The sequence below is a fragment of the Caballeronia sp. dw_276 genome (assembly GCF_018449635.1).
In the GTDB taxonomy this organism is placed as follows: Bacteria; Pseudomonadota; Gammaproteobacteria; order Burkholderiales; family Burkholderiaceae; genus Caballeronia.
This window is the reverse complement of record NZ_JAAVUV010000002.1, coordinates 585,908-609,493: the sequence shown is the minus strand read 5'-3', so window position 1 is coordinate 609,493 and position 23,586 is coordinate 585,908. Positions and strand designations below refer to the sequence as shown.

Annotated in this window: 22 protein-coding genes and 1 pseudogene; 19 read left to right on the top strand and 4 right to left on the bottom strand. The window is 59.0% G+C overall.

Features of this window, described 5'->3' with window-relative positions:
• Positions 1–5: 5 nt before the first annotated feature.
• A complete protein-coding gene (locus HB633_RS05730; RefSeq protein ID WP_213777136.1) occupies positions 6–839 on the top strand; it encodes a phosphodiesterase in 834 nt (277 codons plus the stop codon).
• Here the strand turns inward: HB633_RS05730 and tssE (HB633_RS05725) are convergent.
• Together tssE (HB633_RS05725) and HB633_RS05720 are read right to left on the bottom strand one after the other, a co-directional pair.
• The gene (tssE, locus tag HB633_RS05725) at positions 836–1,258 is read right to left on the bottom strand and encodes a type VI secretion system baseplate subunit TssE (RefSeq protein WP_213777135.1); all 423 of its coding nucleotides are present in this window, start codon (positions 1,256–1,258) and stop codon (positions 836–838) included. The two genes, HB633_RS05730 and tssE (HB633_RS05725), sit on opposite strands and share 4 nt — an antisense overlap.
• Positions 1,255–1,983 (bottom strand): AAA family ATPase, encoded by a 729-nt coding sequence (locus tag HB633_RS05720; protein ID WP_346730269.1) that lies wholly within the window; start codon positions 1,981–1,983, stop codon positions 1,255–1,257. Before HB633_RS05720 ends, tssE (HB633_RS05725) begins: the two co-directional genes overlap by 4 nt.
• A 10-nt stretch (positions 1,984–1,993) precedes the next feature.
• Here HB633_RS05720 and HB633_RS05715 point away from each other — a divergent pair.
• The 3 genes and pseudogenes from HB633_RS05715 to tssJ form a co-directional block, all read left to right on the top strand.
• Positions 1,994–2,806: pseudogene (locus HB633_RS05715) on the top strand (type VI secretion system baseplate subunit TssF); the annotation flags it as partial.
• 50 nt (positions 2,807–2,856) lie between these two features.
• The gene (gene tssG / locus HB633_RS05710) at positions 2,857–3,816 is read left to right on the top strand and encodes a type VI secretion system baseplate subunit TssG (protein ID WP_213777209.1); all 960 of its coding nucleotides are present in this window, start codon (positions 2,857–2,859) and stop codon (positions 3,814–3,816) included.
• A 5-nt stretch (positions 3,817–3,821) separates the two neighbouring features.
• Positions 3,822–4,505 carry a type VI secretion system lipoprotein TssJ gene (gene tssJ / locus HB633_RS05705; protein WP_213777134.1) on the top strand — a complete coding sequence of 228 codons (684 nt, stop codon included), beginning with the start codon at positions 3,822–3,824 and terminating at the stop codon, positions 4,503–4,505.
• Positions 4,506–4,527: 22 nt separating this feature from the next.
• Here the strand turns inward: tssJ and HB633_RS05700 are convergent, their stop codons facing one another.
• Together HB633_RS05700 and HB633_RS05695 are read right to left on the bottom strand one after the other, a co-directional pair.
• Positions 4,528–4,857 (bottom strand): pyrimidine/purine nucleoside phosphorylase, encoded by a 330-nt coding sequence (locus HB633_RS05700; RefSeq protein ID WP_213777133.1) that lies wholly within the window; start codon positions 4,855–4,857, stop codon positions 4,528–4,530.
• A 58-nt stretch (positions 4,858–4,915) separates the two neighbouring features.
• Positions 4,916–5,437 (bottom strand): Lrp/AsnC ligand binding domain-containing protein, encoded by a 522-nt coding sequence (locus tag HB633_RS05695; RefSeq protein WP_213777132.1) that lies wholly within the window; start codon positions 5,435–5,437, stop codon positions 4,916–4,918.
• Positions 5,438–5,596: 159 nt separating this feature from the next.
• On the opposite strand from HB633_RS05695, the gene HB633_RS05690 reads away from it, so the two are divergent.
• From HB633_RS05690 to tssK, 15 genes are all read left to right on the top strand, one after another.
• A complete protein-coding gene (locus HB633_RS05690) occupies positions 5,597–6,613 on the top strand; it encodes a 1-aminocyclopropane-1-carboxylate deaminase (protein WP_213777131.1) in 1,017 nt (338 codons plus the stop codon).
• Positions 6,614–6,743: 130 nt separating this feature from the next.
• Positions 6,744–7,487: a superoxide dismutase gene (locus HB633_RS05685; protein WP_213777130.1), complete on the top strand. Its 744-nt coding sequence runs from the start codon at positions 6,744–6,746 to the stop codon at positions 7,485–7,487.
• A 109-nt stretch (positions 7,488–7,596) separates the two neighbouring features.
• Entirely contained in the window at positions 7,597–8,076 is a 480-nt protein-coding gene (locus HB633_RS05680; protein ID WP_213777208.1) for a DUF3455 domain-containing protein, read from the top strand.
• A gap of 19 nt (positions 8,077–8,095) precedes the next feature.
• A complete protein-coding gene (locus tag HB633_RS05675) occupies positions 8,096–8,761 on the top strand; it encodes a YceI family protein (RefSeq protein ID WP_213777207.1) in 666 nt (221 codons plus the stop codon).
• A 292-nt stretch (positions 8,762–9,053) separates the two neighbouring features.
• The gene (tssA, locus tag HB633_RS05670) at positions 9,054–10,115 is read left to right on the top strand and encodes a type VI secretion system protein TssA (protein ID WP_213777129.1); all 1,062 of its coding nucleotides are present in this window, start codon (positions 9,054–9,056) and stop codon (positions 10,113–10,115) included.
• Between the two features lie 32 nt (positions 10,116–10,147).
• The gene (tssB, locus tag HB633_RS05665; RefSeq protein WP_213777128.1) at positions 10,148–10,648 is read left to right on the top strand and encodes a type VI secretion system contractile sheath small subunit; all 501 of its coding nucleotides are present in this window, start codon (positions 10,148–10,150) and stop codon (positions 10,646–10,648) included.
• Positions 10,649–10,717: 69 nt separating this feature from the next.
• The gene (gene tssC, locus HB633_RS05660) at positions 10,718–12,214 is read left to right on the top strand and encodes a type VI secretion system contractile sheath large subunit (RefSeq protein WP_213777206.1); all 1,497 of its coding nucleotides are present in this window, start codon (positions 10,718–10,720) and stop codon (positions 12,212–12,214) included.
• A 68-nt stretch (positions 12,215–12,282) separates the two neighbouring features.
• A complete protein-coding gene (locus HB633_RS05655; protein WP_213777127.1) occupies positions 12,283–12,774 on the top strand; it encodes a type VI secretion system tube protein Hcp in 492 nt (163 codons plus the stop codon).
• Positions 12,771–13,301, top strand: coding sequence for a type VI secretion system baseplate subunit TssE (gene tssE / locus HB633_RS05650; protein WP_346730268.1), 531 nt, complete (start codon positions 12,771–12,773; stop codon positions 13,299–13,301). The genes HB633_RS05655 and tssE (HB633_RS05650) overlap by 4 nt, the downstream gene beginning before the upstream one ends.
• 24 nt (positions 13,302–13,325) lie before the next feature.
• Positions 13,326–15,182 (top strand): type VI secretion system baseplate subunit TssF, encoded by a 1,857-nt coding sequence (tssF, locus tag HB633_RS05645; protein WP_213777126.1) that lies wholly within the window; start codon positions 13,326–13,328, stop codon positions 15,180–15,182.
• Positions 15,179–16,204 (top strand): type VI secretion system baseplate subunit TssG, encoded by a 1,026-nt coding sequence (gene tssG, locus HB633_RS05640; protein ID WP_346730267.1) that lies wholly within the window; start codon positions 15,179–15,181, stop codon positions 16,202–16,204. The genes tssF and tssG (HB633_RS05640) overlap by 4 nt, the downstream gene beginning before the upstream one ends.
• A 2-nt stretch (positions 16,205–16,206) precedes the next feature.
• Positions 16,207–18,810: a type VI secretion system ATPase TssH gene (tssH, locus tag HB633_RS05635; RefSeq protein ID WP_213777124.1), complete on the top strand. Its 2,604-nt coding sequence runs from the start codon at positions 16,207–16,209 to the stop codon at positions 18,808–18,810.
• Positions 18,797–20,773 carry a type VI secretion system tip protein TssI/VgrG gene (tssI, locus tag HB633_RS05630; protein WP_213777121.1) on the top strand — a complete coding sequence of 659 codons (1,977 nt, stop codon included), beginning with the start codon at positions 18,797–18,799 and terminating at the stop codon, positions 20,771–20,773. Before tssH ends, tssI begins: the two co-directional genes overlap by 14 nt.
• 9 nt (positions 20,774–20,782) lie before the next feature.
• On the top strand, positions 20,783–22,240 hold the full coding sequence (gene tagH / locus HB633_RS05625; RefSeq protein ID WP_213777119.1) for a type VI secretion system-associated FHA domain protein TagH: 1,458 nt from the start codon (positions 20,783–20,785) through the stop codon (positions 22,238–22,240).
• Between the two features lie 4 nt (positions 22,241–22,244).
• On the top strand, positions 22,245–23,579 hold the full coding sequence (tssK, locus tag HB633_RS05620; RefSeq protein ID WP_213777117.1) for a type VI secretion system baseplate subunit TssK: 1,335 nt from the start codon (positions 22,245–22,247) through the stop codon (positions 23,577–23,579).
• The last annotated feature ends 7 nt before the right edge of the window (positions 23,580–23,586 follow it).

The window sequence follows — 23,586 nt, the reverse complement described above, 5'->3', positions numbered from 1 at the left end:
TTGTCATGCTGTTAGCTCAGATTTCCGACCTGCATATCAAGGTTCCTGGCGCGCTGGCTTACCGCAAGGTCGATACCGCAGCTTGCCTGCGTCAGACCGTTGAGCGCTTGAACACAATGAGTCCACGACCCGATGCGGTTTTGGTGACCGGTGATCTGACGGACTTTGGGACGGTGGAGGAGTATCGGCACGTGGCCGATTGTTTGAAGCCGCTGACAATGCCCGTGTATTTGATGGTCGGAAACCACGACGATCGCGCTACGCTGCGCAAAGTCTTCGATGCCGATTATTTGCAGAAAGAGGGTACAGGTACCGACTTTGTGCAATTCGCTTTCGACCTTGGCGAGTTGCGCGTGATCGCGCTGGATTCGCAGGTTCCCCAATCGAGCCCCGGCACCTTGTGCGATGCTCGTCTGCAATGGCTCGAACGTCAGCTGGACAAGGCACGTGGGCGACCGGTTATCGTCGCGTTGCATCATCCGCCGTTTGCGACCGGTATCGGGCATATGGACGACATGGCGCTCGATGCCGAAGCTGCCGCCAAGCTCGAAGCGCTGATCGCAAAGCATCCGAACGTGGAACGCGTGTTGTGCGGGCATGTGCATCGGCCGGTGCATCGTCGCTTTGGCGGAACGATCGCATCGATAGCGCCATCGACCGCGCATCAGGTCGTGCTCGATCTGCACGCCGATGCGCCATCGCGATTCGTGCTTGAGCCCGGCGCGTTCGCGCTGCATTATTGGAACGCGGATGTCGGGCTGGTTTCACATCATGCGTATGTCGAGCAGTTTGATGGTCCGTATCCTTTCTTCGATGAAGATGGGGCGTTGGTGGATTAGCCCTCTTCCTGCGTGGTGAGGCGTGCTTTCCCATCAGGCGCGAAATGCGTGCCGAAACGCACGAGCCCGGTTTTATGCAAGTGACATGTCATCGTGAAACTGAGCAGCATGTCGTCCTGTTTTTCAGCCGCCTCGATTTCGATGGCGCTCAAACGCGGCTCGTATTTGAGCAACGTACTTTCGATTTCTCGCTGCAACGTATGCGCCGACGCGGGCATGTGCCGATAAATCTTCGACAGATCACCGAGCCCATAATCCGGCAAATGCGCGAGCGAATCGCGGCGGCTGTTCAAGATCCGCTGGATGTTGTCGCGCACCGACAGGAAGGTTTGGTCGTTGGGCTTGTGCAGGTGAATCGGATCGCCGTTGGCAAAGTGACCCGTCAATGCTTCGAATAATCCGGGGCCGCCTCGGGTCATGGTTTCGTGCTTTCTGTGGACATATCGAACTCAACGCCGATTCCGTCATCATCCGAATACGAAAGTTTGATTGCGCCAGCCTTCGTGTCTTGCGCCGCCCGCAAAAGCAATTCGCGCGACAGCACGGGCAGGATCTGCTGATCCAACAAGCTGTCGATATTGCGCGCGCCCGAATCCGGCAACTGACATGCGCGTACCAGTTCGCCAATCAACGCATCGTCGCAGATCAGCGGTAGATCAAACTTGCGTTCGATTCGCTGGGCCACTTTCATGAGTTTCATCCTCACGATGGTCGTCATCGCTTCAACAGACAACGGCCGATAGACCACCGTCTGGAACCGCGCAAGCAGCGCCGGCTGAAAATGAGCGATCAACTCGGGCCTGATCGCTTCCATCAGCATGCTTGTGGTCACATCGCCGCCGGCTTCATGAGCGGCTGCCTGAGCGGCTGCCTGAGCGGCATCTTGCGCGGCCATGATCTGCTCGCTGCCCAGATTCGATGTCATCACAATCACCGTATTGCGGAAATCGATGACACGTCCTTCGCCATCGCGCATGAAACCGCGATCGAAGACTTGATAAAACACGTTGAGCACATCGCGATGCGCCTTCTCGACTTCGTCCAGAAGAATCACGCTATAAGGCCGGCGACGCACGGCTTCAGTCAGCACGCCACCTTGTCCATAACCGACGTATCCCGGCGGCGAGCCCTTTAGCTGAGACACGGTATGCGCTTCCTGATATCGCGTACATGCCGTGAAAAAGAGCGGGGATTTTGTCGAAGCGTATTCGGTTGATGAGGTTGTCGGCTTCGAGACCTCGAACGGTTCGCGGTTCGAGTACGCGCCGTTTGCATCGTTTCGTCATCGCGGCGGCATGTTGCGACATGAGATGCCCGAGCGCTATTTCCACACTCGCTCACGACGCGGGCCGTCGGGGCGCTTCGATACGTGGGTGGTGCTGGGTGGACACGCGTGGGAAAGCAAGACCGCGTTGCAAGACGAAACGCTGTCGCTTTCGGTGACGGGCACGAACGGCATGCTTCCGCGCAAAGGCTTAAGAGAAGCCAGCATCGATCGCACGCGCGGCGGCTTTACGAACGTGGCATTGGTGAGAAATCTGACTGCGCCCACGTTGCCCGTTTATCCGCCAACTGGCGACCGGTTTCACTGGCGCGTGCTGTCTCACCTTGCACCCAACTATCTGTCGCTCCTAGATGCCGAAATCCTGCGTGGCTCGCTCGCGCTCTACGACTGGACCGATGGCGAACTGAATCGCCGGCGCATTGAAGCAATCACCGATGTCAAACACCGTCCGCTGCAAAAGCTCGTCAAAGGCGGCTTGCTGCGCGGCGTGGAAATCGAAGTCACGCTTCAAAGCGACAAGTTTGCAGGCAATGGTGACCTCGCGTTGTTCGGCGAAATGCTGAACCGCTTTCTCGCGCTTTATGCCACGGTAAATCTGTACACGCGGCTTGTGATCGTGTCGTTGCCCACGGGGCGCCGCATCACGTTCGCCGATTGCAAGGGCGAAGGAGCGCCATTTTGAACGCCCCGCTTCCTGCGTTATTACCCGCGTTGCTGCAGAACGCCATGCAGATGAACTTCATGCGCTTCTGCGAGTTGCTTGAGCTTGCAAGGCCGGATGTCGCGCCGCTTGGTACGACGGACTCCCCATCGAGCGATCCGATCCGGTTCCGCTCGCGACATCGTCTGGGCTTTCCGGGCAAGGAGATCGATGCGGTTGAATATGACTACAACGACGTATCCAAACCTGCATCTGTGCGCACCACATTTCTAGGGCTCTACGGCGTCGACGCGCGCATGCCATCGTATTTCATCGATGAAATCGCGCAGAACCGCGATGGCGCCGAGCCGCTGTCCGCGTTTCTCGATATGTTTCATCATCGGATCGCGACGCAGTTTTACAGGGCATGGAGGAAGTATCGCTTTCCAGCGGGTTTCAAAAAGGGCGGTACGGACGATGTCTCGCGGTGTCTCGTCAGTCTCGTGGGATTGGGGATCGGGCATCCCGCAATCGAGCAGACGGTTGGCACGCGCAAGCTGCTTTCAATGTTGGGTCTTGCCAGCCAGCGCACGCGCACGGCTGAAGGTCTTGCGGGCGTGCTGCAACATGCCGTGCCCGATGCAACCATCATGGTCACCGAATTCCATCCGGTCTGGATTCATCTGGACGAGTTCGAACCGACGGCATTGGGCGAGAACTGCGTACTCGGACGCGGTTTCTACGATCGCGGTAACTGCGTGCGGGTGGTCATCACGCCGACAACATGCGAGTCGGTGTTGGGCCTCACGCCTGGTCGCCAAGTTCACAGCGAAATTATGGCGTTGCTGCGCTTTTATCTCGGATACGAGGCAAATGTACATCTGGAAATGCACGTCTCGCCGGAACTGATGCCACGGGCGGACATTGCTTCGGATCAGGTTCGCCTTGGGTACACGAGCCAATTGGAACAGGTCGAGCGCCCATACAGAACAGGCGCGATCACGCGCGTGCAGCTTGGCATATGGAATGGTCAAAGCGACAAAACGGAATAATGCAAATGAGCGACAGAACCAAACGCGGCGCAAGCCTAAGCGTCGTGCTATGCGCCACCTTAGCCATCGGCGGCTGCGGCGTAGCCCAATCCGTCAAAACCGGCACAGTGGACGCAGCGAAATGGGCATTCACAACCCAGATCAGGACGATGAACCTCGACCTCATCAGCCGGTCATCGGTCAACACAAGTGGCGCGGGGCAATCGTTATCGACGGTGATTCGGGTATATCAATTGAAGACGCCACAAGCGTTCGAGCAGCTCGACTATGCGCAATTGGAGAGCAATGATCTGGATGCCTTGAAGCCCGACCTGTTGAGCACAACGGATGTCGTGCTTCGACCGGATGCGAACGCGAGCATCAGCGAGCCGATGAATGACGACGCGCAGTTCGTTGCGGTCGTTGCGTTCTTTCGGGAGGACAGTCAACGCGCTACATGGCGGATGGTGATGCCACGCAAGCAGTGGAAACAGAGCGACCCGGTTCGCATCGAGGTGAAGGATAGTTCGATGGCGCTTGTCGGCAAGGGATCGCCGGCCGGCACCCGACAGGCAACGGTGCGCAGTACGCCTCGACCGGCGACCGACCCTCAGCCGCCCAAAACGGTATCGACGACGCAAGGCGCGGTATCGAAACCAACAGCGAAGGTCGCATCTTCACGGGATGACTGGGCGCGACCGGTCGACTAGCATCTGGCCGGGCTCAACCAACTTAAAAATAGTGGCAGACGTAATCCAGCGTCTCGACCACTTCAATATCGAAACTGGTATTCGCCGGCACCGAGATGGATTCGCCCGGGCCGTACTCGCGCCATTGTTCCTCACCGGGGTTTCGCACGCGGCAGCGGCCGGCGTTGACGTCGATCTGCTCGGCGGCTTGCGTCGAAAAGGTCAGCAATGCAGGGAAGATCACGCCTAACGTCTTGCGCGTGCCGTCGCTGAGCAGGACCGTATGCGACACGCATTTTCCATCGAAGTAAATGTTCGCGCGTTTGATGATCGAGGCGTTGTCGAATTGCGTATTGGTCGTGTCCGATGCCATGCGTAAAAGTCCCTTATCCGGTTGAGGTATCGACGGCATTTTAATATGACCATCGAGTTCATACGGGAAAACTCGTGGTCGATAAAATCTCCTTGAGCACCATGAAGCTGCGCACTTGCCGCACGCCCGGCAAATAAAGCAATTGTTCGGCATGCAGCTTGTTGAAGCTCTCGCTGTCGCGCGTGCGGATCAGCATGAAGTAATCAAACTCCCCCGTAACCACATGGCATTCCATGCAGCCGGACACTTTCTGTGCGGCTTTTTCGAAGGCGGCGAAGGACTCTGGCGTTGATCGATCCAGCACCACGCCAATCATCACCAGCATTCCGGCGTTCAATTTCTTTGGCGCAAGCAACGCGACAATGCCGCTGATAAACCCCGCCTGCTTCAACCTCTCCACGCGGCGCAAGCAGGCCGGCGCGCTCAGATTCACTTTCGCTGCAAGTGCGACATTGGAGATGGATGCATCGCGTTGAAGTTGCCTGAGAATCGCGCGGTCGACGCGATCAACCTCGTTGCCTGAAAAATCGGGCTTCTCCCCGGCGATACGCGAACTGGCACGAATTGTTGTTGCGTTCATAGGCGATTCCCCAAACTTTAATTAAGCATATAGCCCGATTAAACCGCGCTAATAAAGATAAAGCATTTTTCTTTGCAACACCGCTATCTACGAATTTTTCTAACATGTTCGTATCGACGCAAATGGTTGCGGCGACCTGGCTGATCACAGGAGCGAGACATGAACTTGAAGAAATTTCCGCGGCATGCATTGACGTTTGGCCCCACGCCAATCCAACCGCTCAAGCGTTTATCGGAACATCTTGGCGGGAAAGTCGAGTTGTATGCCAAGCGCGAGGACTGCAATAGCGGCCTTGCATTCGGCGGCAATAAAACCCGCAAGCTCGAATACCTGATCCCCGAGGCGATCGCGCAGGGCTGCGATACGCTGGTGTCAATCGGCGGAATTCAGTCGAATCAGACGCGCCAGGTTGCCGCCGTCGCCGCGCATCTGGGCATGAAATGCGTGCTGGTGCAGGAAAACTGGGTCAACTATTCGGATGCGGTTTACGACCGCGTCGGCAATATCCAGATGTCGCGGATCATGGGCGCCGATGTACGCCTCGTGGCGGATGGCTTCGATATCGGCTTTCGCAAAAGCTGGGAAGACGCGCTGGAAAGCGTCAGGCAGGCGGGCGGCAAACCTTACGCAATTCCTGCCGGTTGCTCGGATCATCCGCTTGGCGGCCTTGGATTCGTGGGCTTCGCCGAGGAAGTGCGGCAGCAGGAAGCGGAACTCGGCTTCAAGTTCGATTACATCGTGGTGTGCTCGGTGACCGGCAGCACGCAGGCGGGCATGGTCGTCGGTTTTGCAGCCGATGGCCGTGCGGACCGCGTGATCGGCATCGATGCGTCGGCTAAGCCTGAAAAGACTCGCGAGCAGATCCACCGGATCGCGCGGCAAACGGCTGAGCAGGTCGAGCTAGGGCACGACATCACGGCAAGGGATATCGTTCTGGACGAGCGTTATGGCGGCCCTGAATATGGTTTGCCGAATGAAGGCACACTCGATGCAATTCGGCTTTGTGCAAAGCTGGAAGGCGTGCTGACCGACCCGGTCTACGAAGGCAAGTCGATGCACGGGATGATCGACAAGGTCAAGCGCGGCGAATTTCCTGCGGGATCAAGGGTGCTTTACGCGCATCTTGGCGGCGTGCCGGCGTTAAACGCTTACAGCTTCATCTTCCGAGAGGGTTAAACGCGTTAGCGCTAACCGTTTTAACCCATCGACGGAATAGACCCGGGACATGAGGTGTTGTGTCAAAAGCAGCCAGGAGAAACCACAAACGGTAACGGCTGCAACCACTCCACACATACGGGTTCCACCAATGCTCAATTCGCTCATTTCCCGCCGCCGTCTGATTGCAACCGGAACGCTGGCATCGGCTGGCGCGGCGTTATCGAAGCTGGCTTTCGGCGCTGCGCCAGCCGATGCCAAACCGACGCTCGGCACTGTGCCGGCTTATCTGGGGTCGTCGCCGCAAACCTTGCCGCCGCTTCCTTACGCGGAAAATGCGCTTGAGCCGGTGATCTCGGCACGTACTATCGGATTTCATTACGGCAAGCATCATCGTGCGTATTTCGACAATCTGCACAAGTTGCTGGCCGGCACGCCGTTGGCTCAGGCGTCGCTCGAACAGTTGATCATGCAAACGCACGATCAGCCGAATCTCTCCGATGTTTTCAACAACGCTGCGCAAGCGTGGAACCATAACTTCTACTGGAATTCCCTGAGCCCTGTTGCGACGCAGCCTAGCGAAAAATTGCAGGCGGCCATCGTGCGCAAATTTGGTTCCGTCGAAGCGCTGACGAAGGCGCTGGTTGCGACTTCGGCATCGCAATTTGGCAGTGGTTGGGGATGGCTCGTCGTGGACCAGGGCGAGCTTGCCGTGGTCAAGACGAGCAACGCGGAAACACCGTTCACGCGCGGGCTTGCACCCCTCTTGACGGTGGACGTATGGGAACATGCGTATTACCTGGACTATCAGAATCGCCGTCCCGACTATCTGGTCGCCACGGTTTCGCAGCATTTGAACTGGGCATTCGCATCGGCCAATCTGGATCGAATTTGATCGTGTATGGCGCCGCAAGCAACCTAATGCATCTTGCCAGACGCGTGGCTTGCAGTTCACAGTGAATCATTCAAGCGGGAATTCCATGTCCATTCTGTCCAGTCTTTCCATGCGCGCCGCGTTTTTTGTTTCGGCGATCGCGGCGTGTTCGGCCGCATCCGCTGCGTCATCCATTGACCCCCCGCAAGCGGAGCAGGTTATATCGACGACCGCTTCCGGCGTGCAGATCTATTCGTGCGAGGTCGATGCCCAGCATCAGCTTGCGTGGATATTCAAGAGCCCGCTCGCAACGCTCTACGATCCCAGCGGCCAAGCCGTGATCAAGCATGCGGCCGGACCGTCGTGGCAGGCGGATGATGGAAGTCGTATAGTCGGACACGTGCTCGCGCAAACGCCCAGCAATACGACTGAAAGCATTCCGCAGTTGTTGCTCGAAACGCACAGCACAGGCGCAAGCGGTACCCTGTCCAGCATTCGTTATGTCCAGCGCATCAATACCGTTGGCGGCCTGATGCCCGCAAGTGCATGTACGTCGGAACACCAGACGGGCAGTTCTCCGTATATCGCGAACTACGTCTTCTACAAATAGCATGACAAGGACAGCCATGATGCGATCCAGATTCTTATCGAACCTGCGTACCTTTCGGGCAGGACTGCTCGTGGCGGGATTGGTCTCGTTGTCCGCGTGCACCGCGCTGAGCGTGGTGACGCATTCTGTATCGCCGAATGAAGCCAGCGTTCCGGCGGGGCGCTATAAGCTCGACGAACATCACTGGAACGTCAGCTTCGACGTAGATCACTTCAAGTATTCACGCTTTGTCATGCGCTTCGATAAAGTCGATGCGCAGCTGAACTGGAACGCGGGTGGCATGGAGCAAAGTACTGTCGAGGCGACGATCGATGCCAATAGTCTTGACACCAACGTCCCGATCCTCAACAAGATGATCAAGGGCACCGACGTGCTGAACGTGGAGACGTACCCGACCATTCATTTTGTCAGCACGCAGTTCAAACGCACGGGCGATCAAAAGGGCGAGTTGACCGGCGACCTGACCATACGCGGCACGACACGGCCGGTGACGCTTGCGGTTACGTTCAATGGACATGCAAAAGATCCGCTGACAAAAAAAGAAACACTCGGCTTTTCCGCCGATGGTCACTTCAGCCGCGCTCAGTTTGGTTTATCGACGTGGTATCCCGCAGTGGGCGACGACGTGCACGTCGCGATTCAGGCGGAGTTCGATGCGGACGAGCCGCACGCTGCAGCGCAATGAGCGAAGTGCAGTACCTGAAAGCGCGCCCGGTATCTGGCGCGCTTTTTTTCGTCTTAATAATTTAGTAATCCGATGGTTTATCACGGCCGGCTGTGAAAACCGAGCACTGAATCGCGCGTGAATACCTCCTTCCCGCCGCGCGGGAAACTCTTGTTTCATTCAGAAACATTTTCAATAGATTGCGCGTTAAAACAAACCGGAATAAACCGCGCTTCAAGATGTTTTGTTAGGTAAGAGGCGCATTGATCGCCGCCTAAACGAGTTCCCTAACCGACCTGTTCTGAAGTCCCACATGACACCTGATTTCATCACGCATATCGAATGGGCCGCCTGGCTTGAGGACATCTCTGCAGAGTTTGCGTGCGGTGTGGATCTCGAATACGACCCGTCGTTCCGGCTGCTGGAAGATGCGGTAAACGGGAAGCCGGAAGCGGAATATGGCAAGACCGTTGTCGCGGCCGTACCAGCCGACTGGACTGCGGCGAACGCGTTGTGCGCGGAGCTGATGTCGCGCAGCCGTGACTTGAGGGTCGTCGCGTTCCTGGCGCGTGCACGCCTTGCGATCGTCGGCATGGTTGGCCTCGCTGATGGACTCGCGCTTGCAAGCGGCCTTCTGGAGCGCCATTGGAATCACGTACACCCGCAACTCGACGCCAACGACGGCAACGATCCGACCACGCGTATCAATGCACTCGCGGCGTTCGTGGATACATCGGGCGTACTTGGAGAGCTTCTCGATACCCCGTTATTGCCGCAGCTTCCATCGCAAACGTTGCCGGTTACGTTGCGCGAGTGGTTCTACGCAACCGGTGAGATGACGCCACCCGCTGTGCGCACGGTCATGAGCCTTGCGGAAATTGAAGCGGCGACTGCTGCCGCGATCGATCGCGCGGTATTGCTCAAGGCTGCATTCAGCACGGCACTCGAGCATGCGGAGCGGATTGAGACCGTGCTGGTGGAACACGTCGGCATGGCGCAAGCGCTCGACCTGGTTGCGTTGAAGACGCCGTTGCGGCGAGGCGAGGCGCTTGTTGGTGAGTGTTTGGCAAAGCTGGGCATCGGTAAAACGTCCGAACCTGATGCGCTCGATCCCGTACAAACAATGCCCGCGACGAATGCCTCAGCGCCGGCAGCAAACCAGCTCGCCACACGCGCCGATGTAATCGCCACGCTCGACCGGCTCTGCGACTACTACGCGCGCCACGAACCCTCCAGCCCCGTGCCGCTACTTTTGCACCGCGCACGAGGACTGGTCGACAAGTCGTTCGTCGACTTGCTGAAGGACCTTGCACCCGAAGGGCTGGCTCAACTGACCAGCGTAGTTGGAGCGGCCGGCATGTCGGCACCCGAATAGCTCGTTCAATTCATTCACTGGAGAACAGGAAGATGGCTAAGGAAAGCAGTCAGAAATTCATCGCACGCAACCGTGCGCCGCGCGTGCAGATCGAATACGACGTCGAAGTTTACGGCTCGGAGAAGAAGGTCAATCTGCCTTTCGTAATGGGCGTTTTATCCGATTTGTCGGGTACGCCCGAGGAATCGTTGCAACCGGTGGCGGATCGCAAGTTCCTCGAAATCGACATCGACAACTTCGACGAACGCCTGCGTTCCATGAAGCCGCGCGTCGCCATGCAGGTCGAGAACACGCTGACGGGCAACGGCAAGATGGGCGTGGACATGACCTTCGAAAGCATGGACGACTTCTCGCCCGCAGCGATCGCCCGCAAGGTCGAGCCGCTTGCGAAATTACTCGAAGCACGCAGCCAGTTGCAGAACCTGCTGACCTATATGGACGGCAAAACCGATGCCGAAAAGCTGGTCAGCAAACTGCTGGACGACCCGGCTCTTCTCAGCGCGCTAGCTTCTGCGCCCAAGCCGCAAGAGTGATCTCGCGCGTTTGGATCCCTATCAATCAGTAAGCCACGAGGACCGATCATGGCAGATGCCAGCGACAACATGCAACAGCAGACAAGCAACCTGCAAGAGACGCAGACAACCGAGGCGGATGCGTCCGGCGAGTTCGGGCGCCTGCTGCAAAAGGCGTTCAAGCCACGCACAGATAAAGCCAAGGAAGCGGTGGAAACCGCAGTTCGCACGCTTGCGGAACAAGTCCTGCAAGACACGCATCTCGTATCCGACGACGCGCTTGCGACCATCGAATCGCTGATTGCGAAGATCGATGAAAAGCTCAGCGCTCAAGTGAACGTGATCCTGCATACCGAGCAATTCCAGCAACTCGAAAGCGCGTGGCGCGGCCTGCATTATCTCGTGACGAACACCGAAAGCGACGAGACGCTCAAGCTGCGCGTGCTGAACATTTCGAAGAACGATTTGCATCGATCGTTGCGCAAGTACAAGGGCGTTGCATGGGATCAAAGTCCGCTCTTCAAGAAGCTTTATGAAGAAGAGTACGGTCAGTTCGGCGGCGAGCCTTATGGTGCGCTGGTGGCAGATTATTACTTCGATAACAGCGGCCCGGACGTGGATTTCCTCACGCAGATGGGCAAGATTTCGGCGGCAGCGCACGCACCGTTTATCGCTGGGGCCGACCCGGCCGTAATGCTGATGGACTCTTGGCAGGAGCTCGCCAACCCCCGCGACCTGACCAAGATCTTCCAGACGCCGGAGCACGCCGCATGGCGTTCGCTGCGCGACTCGGATGATTCGCGTTATATCGGCTTGGCCATGCCGAGGTTCCTTGCACGCACGCCTTATGGCGCAAAGACGAGCCCGGTTGAAGAGTTCGATTTTGAAGAAGATACGGCTGGCGCGGATGCATCGAAATACGCTTGGGCAAATGCAGCCTATGCAATGGCCGTGAATATCAACCGCTCGTTCAAGACCTATGGATGGTGCTCGCGGATTCGAGGTATTGAGTCGGGCGGCGCGGTGGAGAACCTGCCGGTGCACGCATTCCCGACCGATGACGGTGGTGTCGACATGAAGTGCCCGACCGAAATCGCGATCAGCGATCGTCGTGAAGCTGAACTCGCGAAGAACGGTTTCATGCCGCTGGTGCACAAGAAGAACTCGGACTTTGCTGCATTCATTGGCGCGCAGTCGTTGAACAAGCCGGTCGAATACGAAGATCCGGATGCAACCGCCAACGCAAACCTTGCAGCGCGCTTGCCGTATCTCTTCGCTTGCAGCCGCTTTGCGCATTACCTGAAGTGCATTGCGCGCGACAAGGTCGGCAGTTTCAAGGAGAAGGACGATATGCAGCGCTGGCTGCAGGACTGGATTCTCCAGTACGTCGATGGCGATCCTGAGAATTCGTCGGAGTTGACCAAGGCGCGCCGTCCGCTCGCAGCTGCCGAGGTGGTTGTGGAAGAAGTGGAGGGCAATCCGGGTTACTACACATCGAAGTTCTTCTTGCGTCCGCATTATCAACTCGAAGGTCTTACGGTTTCGTTGCGCCTTGTATCGAAGCTGCCCTCAGCCAAGGCCGCGTAACTTTATTTGGTCCCGGGCTCGACCCGAACGTTTGTTCAATCGCAATAACCTATTTAGGAAACCAAATCATGGCAGTCGATATTTTCTTGGATCTCGGTACAGTCAAAGGCGAATCGCTGGATTCGGTGCATAAGGACGAGATCGACATCCTCTCGTGGAGCTGGGGCATGAGCCAGTCCGGGACGATGCACCTGGGTACGGGTGGTGGCGGCGGCAAGGTTGCGGTCCACGACCTGTCGGTCACCAAATACACCGACCGCTCGACGCCGTCCATAGTCACGGCCTGCACGACCGGCAAGCATTATCCGACCGGCAAGCTGACGGTACGCAAGGCCGGCGGAACGAAGCCGCTCGAGTACTACATCATCGAATTGGAAAAAGTGCTGGTCACGAATTACTCGACGGGTGGTTCGGACGGTGAGGATCGTTTCACGGAAACCGTGACGCTCAACTTCGAAAAATTCCACGTGAGTTATCAGCAGCAAGATCCGACGTCGGGCTCGGCGCTCGGCGGCGTGGTAGAAAGCAAGTGGAACATTCCTGCTAACGCGGAAGCGTGATTGTGACGAAGCCGCCGACGATCGCGCGCAACGCGGGACGCATCCAGCCCTCATTGCTCGAACGCCTGACCGATCACGATCGCGATGCCACCCGCGAAGTGCGGGAGCAACGTGCGAGTTCTGCACGTGCGTTGCGACAGAGCGTGATGCGCGATCTCGGATGGCTTTTGAATGCGCAGGGAATATCCGCATCGCAGGAGATTGGGCATTTCCCGCATGTCGCGAACTCGGTGCTGAATTTCGGGTTCTCCGATCTTGCCGGCAAGAGCGCATCCAATGTGGACATCGTGCAGATCGAGCGCCTGATGGCGGACACCATCCGTGCGTTCGAGCCACGAATCATTCCAGGCACGTTGCGCGTGCGCGCGGTGCAGTCCGGCGTAACGACCGGTCAACACAACGCGATTGCGTTCATCGTTGAAGGGGATCTGCACGCGCACCCCGTACCCGAACGCCTATATCTGCGGACCGAACTCGACCTCGAAGCAGGGAAGGTCAACGTGTCCGAACAAGCCGGTGCGAACTGAATCGCGTCATAACCGACCCCGACCATGAATCCAAAACTGATCGAGTATTACAGCCAGGAGCTTCAGCACGTCCGCGAGATGGGCGGGGAATTCGCGAAGGAATTCCCGAAGGTCGCGGGACGCCTCGGGCTTGAAAGTTTCGAATGCGCAGATCCATATGTTGAGCGCTTGCTGGAAGGCTTCAGCTTTCTCTCCGCGCGCGTGCAGATGAAAATCGATGCCGAGTTTCCACGCTTCACGCAACATCTTGCAGAGCTGGTCTATCCGCACTATCTCGCACCGACGCCGGCAATGACGATCGTGGAAGTGCAGCCCGACATGACACATCCGTCACTCGCCGATGGCGTCCAGGTCCCACGCGGTACGGCCTTGCATGGACGGCTAGATGGCGAGAGTTCCACGCGCTGTGAATTTCGTACCGCGCATGCAATGACGATGTGGCCCATCGAATTGATTGAAGCGCGTTTGTTCACGCATACAGGCACGCTCACAGGCGTTGACGTAGCGTTGCCACGCGGCGTGAAGGCGGGGTTGCGCCTGCGTTTGCGTGCGCTGAACAATCAAAAAATCAGCGATATTTCGCTCGATAATTTGCCGTTTTATTTGCGCGGCGGAGAGGGTTTGCCGGCGCGTTTATATGAGTTGCTGCTTGGTTCAACGCTTGGCGTAGTTGTTGAAGGAAAGTTGTTGCCCGCATCGTCTATTCGACCGCTCGGCTTCTCCGACGACGAAGCCTTGCTTCCAGTGAGCGGCCAGTCGTTTCCCGGGTATCGCTTGTTGCAGGAGTATTTCGCGTTTTCACAGCGCTTCATGTTCGTTTCCATCGACGGACTCCAACCGGACATGGCTCGTTGCAACAGCGATGAAATCGAGTTGATCGTATTGCTCTCGCGTGCGGATCAGACGCTTGAACAACTCGTCGATGCGTCGCACTTCGCCCTTCACTGCACGCCGTGCATCAACCTGTTTCCCCGCCGCGCCGACCGCATTGCGGTGATTGGCGATCAGTTCGAGCATCACGTTGTGGTGGACCGCACGCGGCCGATGGACTTCGAGGTCTATCAGATTCAAGGCGTGACCGGATACCGCGCAGGCGGCGGCGCCGAACTGCCCTTCCAGCCGTTTTATCGCGCGCGCGACATGGGCATTCCCGACTCGGGCGACGGCGCGTTTTACCAGGTGCGCCGTGAGAAACGACCGCCTTCATCGCGACAAAACGAACGCGGCGTGCGCTCGAATTACCTTGGCAGCGAGACGTTCATCGCTCTGGTCGATACAACCGACGCGCCATACCCGGGCGAGCTTCATCAACTTGGGCTAAGCGTCTTGTGCACCAACCGCGACCTGACGCTGACCATGCCGCTCGGCGATACGGCGACCGATTTCACCGTCGATCTGGAAGTGCCCGTGCTCAGCGCGCGTTGCGTCGGCGGTCCGAGCCGGCCGTTGCCATCGTACGCAGAGGGTCCGGTTGCGTGGCGCTTGCTGAGCCACTTGTCCCTTAACTATGCGTCGCTTGTGGATGGCAACGAGGGTCAAGGCGCGCAGGCAATGCGCGATTTGCTCGGCCTCTACGCGCCCGCCGGCGACGGCGCGGCGGTGCGTCAGATCGACGGCCTTCGTTCCATCGATACACATCCGGTTACGCGTCGTTTGCCATCGCGGGGACCGATCGTGTTTGGACGAGGCCTCGAGATCAACCTGCTTATCGATGAAACCGGCTTCGAAGGCGCAAGCGCGTTTCTGTTCGGCGCGGTGCTAGCGCGCTTCTTTACGCAATACGTGTCGCTGAACTCGTTCACGGAGACCGTAGTCAGGAGCGCGACGCGTGGCGAAATCATGCGCTGGGCGCCGGGGGGCGGATTATGCAAAACGCTGTGACCATCCTCAATCGCCTTTCCGCCGATGCAAAAAGCTTCGACTTCTTCCAGGCCGTGCGCTTGCTCGAATGCGCATATCCAGGCTTGCCGCGCGTGGGTTCATCGCTTCGTCCGCGCGATGACGCCGTGCGCTTCGGTCAGGAACCCGACCTCATCTTCTTCCCGACCACGCTGCGCAATTTCAGCTTGAACGGCGAGGGTGACAAGGCGCCGAAGCTCGTGGTGAATTTCTTCGGCCTGCTCGGACCGAATGGCCCGATGCCGACGCACTTGACCGAATACATCCGCGATAGAACGCGCAATGCAAACGATCCGACCTTCGCGCGCTTTCTCGATGTGTTCCATCACCGTATGACGTCGCTGTTTTATCGATCATGGGCCGTTGCGCAGCCGACAGTCAGCCTGGATCGCAACAATGGTGATCGTTTTTCGGCGTACGTAGGCAGCACGTTCGGACTCGGTGAACCTGCGCTGCGCAATCGCGACAGCGTTCCGGATTTTGCGAAGCTTCATTTCGCCGGCGTGCTCAGCGGTCCGACCCGTCACGCCGCCGGCCTGCGCCTTGTGTTGATGCGTTTCTTCAATATCCCGGTCGAACTGAAGCAGAACGTCGGTCATTGGATCGACTTGCCGGCGCGTTCGTTGAGCCGTCTCGGCGCTGCCGATGAAAGCGGCCGCCTCGGTATCGGAACCATGCTCGGCGCTTGCGCGTGGGACCGGCAGCACAAGTTTCGCGTCGTCCTTGGTCCGCTTTCGATGGTCGACTATCAGCGATTCCTGCCCGGCGGCGCGAGCCTCGTGCGTCTCGCCGACTGGATCCGCAACTACGTGCGCGATCCGCTCGAATGGGATCTGAATCTGCAACTGCGGCGCGCCGAAGTGCCGCGTCTCGCGCTTGGATCGCAACAACGACTTGGTTACACGACTTGGTTGTTATCGCGTCCTGCATCGTCGGACGCCACGCAACTCCTACTCAAACCGCTCGGCCCCCACGGCCGCGTCAAGACTTTCGCACAGGATTAACCATGGCAGAAATCAGCCGCGCCGTGATGTTCGGCAAACTCGACACACTCAGCTATCGCGCGATGGAAAGTGCCACGACGTTCTGTCGTCTGCGGGGCAACCCGTATGTGGAACTGACGCACTGGCTGCATCAGTTGCTCAATTCGCCCGACTCGGATCTGCACCGGATCATCAAGCATTTTGGTGTAGAGCCTTCCGCGCTGGCTCGGGATCTGACTGAGGCGCTGGATCGGTTGCCGCGCGGGTCTACGTCGATAACAGACATCTCGTCGCAACTGGAAGAGGCGGTCGAGCGCGGCTGGGTGTATGGATCGTTGTTGTTCAATGCATCGAAAGTGCGAAGCGCGCATTTGATTGTGGGCGCATTGAAGACGCCGTCCTTGCGCAACGCGCTGCGCGGAATCTCGCGTGAATTTGACCGGGTAATACTCGATGAACTCGTGGACGACTTCGACCTTTTACTCGCCGGTTCGCCGGAGAATGTGGAAGCCTCCAATGCAGCGTCGGCGGTTTCTACCGCGCCAGTAACCAATCAGGATGCGTTGCAGCGTTTCACCGTCGACCTGACGGAACAAGCGCGCTCGGGCAAGCTTGATGCGATCGTCGGACGTGATGAAGAAATTCGTCAGGTCATCGATATCCTCATGCGCCGTCGACAGAACAACCCGCTATTGACGGGCGAAGCGGGCGTGGGGAAGACGGCCGTGGTCGAAGGTCTCGCGCAGCGGATCGTGGCCGGCGACGTGCCCCCCATGCTGCGCGATGTCACGCTGCGCACACTCGATGTTGCATTGCTTCAGGCCGGCGCCGGGGTAAAGGGCGAGTTCGAAACGCGCCTGCGTCAGGTGCTCGCGGAGGTGCAGACGGCGGAACGTCCGGTGATTCTTTTCATCGATGAGGCGCATACGCTCGTGGGCGCGGGCGGCGCGGCCGGAACCGGCGATGCCGCGAACCTGCTCAAGCCCGCGCTTGCGCGTGGCACGGTTCGCACGATCGCGGCGACTACATGGTCGGAGTATCGGCGGCACATCGAGAAAGATCCCGCATTGACGCGGCGTTTTCAGGTCGTCCAAGTGCGCGAACCCGACGAAGCACGCGCCATCACCATGATGCGCGGCATTGCGGGTGCGCTCGAACAGCATCACGGCGTTCAGGTTCTCGACGAGGCCATTGAAGCAGCCGTGCGCTTGTCGCATCGATACATTCCGGCACGCCAGTTGCCCGACAAGTCCGTGAGCCTGCTCGATACCGCCTGCGCCCGTGTTGCAGTGAGCCAGCACGCGACGCCGCCCGCAGTGGACGACGCGCAGAAACGCATCGCCGCCTTGAAGACCGAACTGGAGGTCATCAAGCGCGAAAGTCTTATCGGTATCGATACCGCCGCGCGTCAAGAGGTGGCATCGAAGGCGTTGGAAGATGAAACGCAGCGGCTCGCCCAGCTCGACGCGCGCTGGAAGACCGAGCGCGAACTCGTGAAGGACATTCTTGCCCGCCGTGCGCAGTTGCGCGACGGCGCTCCGGGCGCAGATCTCGCCGCGCTCAGAACGCAACAGGCGTTGCTCGCCGACCACCAGGGCGATGCGCCGTTGATTCTGCCGGGTGTGGATCGTCAGGCGGTCGCCGCCGTGGTCCAGGACTGGACCGGCGTGCCCGTCCTCAAGATGGTGAAGAACGATATCGATAACGTGCTGCGTCTCGGCGAGCTATTGGACCGTCGCATCATTGGTCAGGGTCACGCAACAGAGATGATCGCGCGGCGCATCCGCACGTCGCGTGCGGGCCTCGACAATCCGAACAAGCCGGTCGGCGTGTTCATGCTCGCGGGAACGTCGGGTGTAGGCAAGACGGAAACCGCGCTTGCGCTCGCCGAACTGCTCTATGGCGGTGAGCAGAACCTCATCACCATCAACATGAGTGAGTATCAGGAAGCTCATACGGTCTCGTTGTTGAAGGGCGCGCCTCCGGGCTATGTGGGATTTGGCGAAGGCGGCGTGCTGACAGAAGCGGTGCGTCGCCGGCCGCATAGCGTCGTGCTGCTCGACGAAGTGGAGAAGGCGCATCCAGACGTGCACGAGCTCTTCTTCCAGGTCTTCGATAAAGGCTGGATGGAAGATAGCGAAGGCCGTTCCATCGACTTCCGCAACACGCTGATCCTGCTGACTACGAACGCAGGCACTGAGTGCATCGCGCATCTGTGCCGCGATCCGCAGAACATGCCTGCAGTGGAAACCATTGAAGAGCAACTGCACGCGGAACTCCTGCATACGTTCCCGCCGGCGTTGCTGGGCCGCATGGTCACGATCCCCTATTACCCCTTAAGCGACGGGATGCTGCGAGCGATCATCCGTCTGCAACTCGGCCGTGTAGCAGAGCGCGTGACCCGTACCCATCAAGTGCCTTTCACGTTCGACGAAGAGGTCGTGGCCCAGATCGCCGTGCGCTGCACGCGTCTTGAGAGCGGCGGCCGCATGATCGACGCAATTCTCACCAACAGTCTCTTGCCGCGTATCAGCACAGAATTCCTGTCTCGCGTGATCGATGGAAAAGCGCTTGCTCGCGTGCACGTAGGCGTTGCAGCAGAGGAGTTCACCTATGCTTTCGACTAGTACTCGCCACGTCCGCATGGAATGCGCCGCGCTAGGCGATACGGCCGTGTTCATGCGCATGTCGACGATCGAAGCGCTCGGCCGCATGAGCGAGTTCCAGCTCGCTTTCCTGAGCCCGCGTAACGACATAGACCCGGGCGATGTGCTTGGCCAGAATCTGTCCGTCACGCTCGATTATCCGGTGAGCGGCGAGCGGCAGTTCAACGGGATTGTCACCACGCTTCGGCTGATCGTTCCTGGCGACACGACGCATAACCGCATGGCGCGTTATGAGGCGATCGTGCATCCGAGATTGTGGTTGCTGACGCAGTCGTCGCATAGAAGGTTCTTTTATCAGAAGACGGTGCCGCAGATCGTGAGCGCCGTATTCGAACCATTCGATATTGACTTTCGCAACGCGTGCAGCGCGAGTTATCCGCCGCTTGAACATTGCGTGCAGTATCGCGAGAGCGACTTCGACTTTGTCAGCCGTCTGCTCGAACGCGAAGGCATTCACTATTTTCTCGAGCACGCAGGCGGCAAACATACGCTCGTACTGACCGATTCGAACAGCGAACACAGACCCATTCCGCACTACGAGACCATTCCGTATCAGGCCTGGGACACGCCTGACCAGGACGAGGAATGTGTGTACCGTTGGGTGTCGGGCGCAACGTTGCAGACCGGCCGGTATGAAGTCAACGAGTACGACTTCGAGAAGGCATCGGTGAGTAACAGTCACGGGCTCGTCTCGCGTGCGACTCGCGCAGCGCCCTTCGATCCCGCGCGCTACGTGATGCAGGAGCATTTGACGGGTCACATCAAGGCCGCCGATGGCGACCGTCTTGCACGCGTGAACGTGGAAATCCATCAGACGCAAAATGATTCCATCGATGCGCGCAGCACATCGCGCGGTCTCATTCCGGGCGGCCTGATACGTTTGCGCGATCATCCTGCGACCGCGCAGGATCGCCAGTATCTGATCACGGAAACGCGTGCGGAGATTGTCTCTGACGCATATGTATCGACCAGTGACAGCACGTTGCCGATCTTCGATTGCAGCTTCAAGGCAATTCGCGCCGATAACACTTTCCGCACTGCCCGAACCACGCCTGAGCCGCGCGTAGGCGGTCCGCAAACGGCCGTAGTGGTGGGTCCCGATGGCGATGAGATCCTCACCGATCAATACGGCCGCGTGAAGGTGCAGTTCCATTGGGAGCAACTTGCGCAGTCATCGGGCGCGCAGAAACTCGACCGTTGCTGGGTGCGTGTGTCGCAGAGCTGGGCCAACAAACGCTGGGGTTCGATGCAACTGCCGCGCATTGGGCAAGAGGTGCTCGTCGAGTTCATCGAGGGCGATCCGGATCGTCCGGTGATCACGGGCGCGGTCTACAACTCGACCAACATGCCGCCGTATGAGTTGCCTGCGAACGCGGCCATCTCCACGCTCAAGAGCAATTCGACCAAAGGCGGCAACGGTTACAACGAAGTGCGGCTCGACGACCGCAAGGGCGATGAGCAACTGTTTTTCCACGCGGAGCGCGATCACGAGACGTGGGTCAAGCATGACGCGCTGATGAACGTGAAACACGATCGTCATTTGAGTGTGAGTGGCAGCGAGTTCGTGAAGACGAACGGCACCCGCAACGACACCGTGATGGGCAGCTGCAAGTCGAGCGTGCTTGGCGGCGTAACGGCCGCGACCATGACCACACACAACCAGTTCGTTGGCGAAGCCTATTCGCTGAATGCCGGCATGGCTGTGCAGATCAAAGCGGGCATGGCGGTGGAGATCGAGGCGACCGCGACCATCGCGTTGCGCGCGGGAGCTTCGTACATTTTGATCGGCCCCGAGACCATCGAGATGTCGAGTTTTCCGATACCCATCGGCCCCGGCATTCCGCCTGTTCCGGTGAGTGTGCCGCCACCGCCGCCGACCCCGCCACGCGACGCCGACGACGGCTCGCGCAAGGTCGCCAAATAAGGAGATTGCATGTCATTGAATGATCCCAACGCAGCAACACTCAAGCTGACGCTGAGCGGCGGCGACATGAGCGCGTCGCGAAGCATCGCATTCGATACAGCCGGCGGCACGCTTGGCCGTGCGCCCGAGTGCACCGTCGTGCTGCCCGACACGCAACGTGCAATCTCGCGCGTGCAGGCGCGCATTGAATGGCGCGATGGGGCATTTGTCCTGATCGATGCAGGCAGCAATCCGACTTTGCTGAACGATCAGATTCTCGATGGTTCGCGCGAGGCGGAACTTCACGACCGGGACCGCTTGCGCATTGGGCCGTATTCGCTTGATGTGTGCATTGAGCAGGATCTGCAGAACATGACCATGATGACGCGCCCGGACATGCCGGCGCCTTCCGCGCCTTCGCCGGAAAAGCCGGACTGGGACGTGAAGCCCGTCGCGCCGCTGATTCCGGATGACTGGAACGCGCCGCACGAGGCATCGAAGGAGAGCCACGCAGCCGCACCGTTCACGCCTGATCCGCTCGCGGCCACACCGCTCCTGCACGAACCTGCGCGATTCGGTGTGAACGCAAATCAGGAATTGATCGATGCGCTTGGCGTGCCCGACAGTTCGCTTGGCTTGGGTCCAGCCAGACCGGAAGTGTCGCCGTTCGCGGTGTCGGGATCGAGCAAGGGTTTCGAGCATGTGTCGCCGGAACGCGCGATGTCTTCGGTTCCGACATTGCCGCTTTTAGATGAAGCGCCTGCCGCAGCCATCCCCGAGGACTTCGACCCGTTCATCCCGCCGATAGAAATGCAGGAGCCCGTCTCGCCGCTCGTTCCCAAAACAGAGTTCAAGCCAAAGCCTGCTGCGCGCATCGCTGACGACAACGACAACGCCACGCTTGCAGCACTACTAGATGGCCTCGGCATAGACGCCAGCACCGTCCGCCACATTCCCGCGCAGGACCTCGCACGTCTCGTCGGCGGCATGTTGCGCGTTGCGACGCAAGGCACCATGACCGCGTTGCGCTCCCGCTCGATGGCCAAGCGCGAAACGCGCATTGCAATGACGCTGATCGAAGAGCGCGACAATAATCCGCTCAAGTTTTTCCCCGACGTCGACATGGCGCTCACGCAAATGCTCGGCGCACGCGGCGCGGGTTATCTCGCGCCCGAAGACGCATTGCAAGAAGCTTTCCACGACATCCAGGCGCACGAACTCGCGGTCGTTGCGGGCATGCGCGCGGCGCTCGAACACGCCATGTCGCGTATCGATCCTGTGACCATCGACAAATCGCTCGATGCCGCGAAGGGTCTCGATGCATTGCTGAGCAACCGCCGCGCGCGCCTCTGGCAGCGTTTCGTCGATACATGGGAGCACGTTGCGCGCGATGCCGGCGACGACTTCCAGCGCACCTTCGGCGAACCCTTCAGCCGCGCGTACCAGGCGCAGCTCGACGCACTCACACGTTCAACCCCAAGCGAATAACGCCATGTACTGGAACAGCAAGGTCATCTGGTCGGAAGGCATGTTCCTGCAGCCGCAGCATCTGCAGCAGCACGACCGGTACGTACAGACACAACTCGAAGCGCGCGTTGAAAGCCTGCGTGCTTACGGTTGGGGATTTACATCGGTGGAAATCGATGAAGCGTTGCTGAAACTCGGCAAACTCGCGCTGCGTTCAGCGGCTGGTGTCTTGCCCGATGGCACGCCTTTCAACCTCCCCGCCGATGACGACCTTCCCGAGCCGCTCGACATTCCCGAAGGCACGGCAAACCTGCTCGTCGTGCTCGCGTTGCCGGTGCGCCGGCCGGGCGCCACTGAATCCGGTGGCCCCGAACGTGCGGACAATCTCGCGCGGTATCGGGCGGAAGAATTCGATGTCCATGACAGCAACGATCCCGACGCCGTCAGCACGTTGTTGCAGGTCGGCAAGCTGCGATTGAAGCTCGCGCTCGAACCGGATGTCGCGAACGCACACGCTTATGTGGGCGTGGCGCGCGTAGTGGAACGCCTGAGCGATTCGCGCGTGGTGCTCGACGATGAGTATTGCGCGCCGTGTCTCGACTTCAGCGTGGCGGGCAAGCTCGCGCGTTTTTCGACCGAACTCAACGGCTTGCTGCAACAACGTGGTGAAGCGCTGGCGGGGCGCTTATCGCAGCCGGAAGCTGCGGGCATGGCGGAGATCTCCGACTTCCTGTTGCTGCAGATCGTCAACCGGGCGCAGCCATTGGTCGCGCATTTCGGGTCGATGACCGGACTGCATCCCGAGGCGCTATTTCAGGCCACCGTGCAGCTCGCCGGGGAGCTTGCGACCTTCAGCCAGCGCGACCGCAGGCCGCCTGTGTTTCCCGTGTATCGGCATGACAGGTTGAAGGAAACGTTCACGCCGGTAATTGAAGCGTTGCGCCTTGCCTTGAGCCGGGTTGCTGATCCGGGCGTTGTATCGATACCGCTGGAGGAGCGCAAATACGGCCTGCGTGTGGCCCTGGTCGCCGACCGCTCGCTCTTCACGAACGCGACCTTTGTGCTCGCCGTGCGCGCACAGGTATCGACCGAAACGCTGCTGTCCGCATTCGGCAGCCAGGTGAAGATCGGCGCGGTTGAAAAGATCCGCGATCTGGTCAACCTGCAATTGCCGGGTATCGGCTTGCGTGCGTTGCCGGTTGCGCCGCGCCAGCTGCCGTTCCATGCGGGCTTCACCTATTTCGAACTCGATGACAAGAACGATGGCTGGCAAGCGCTCAACGCATCGGCCGGCATGGCGCTGCACGTGGCCGGCGAATTCCCCGGCTTGACCATGGAATGCTGGGCCATCCGCCGATGAAACAAGG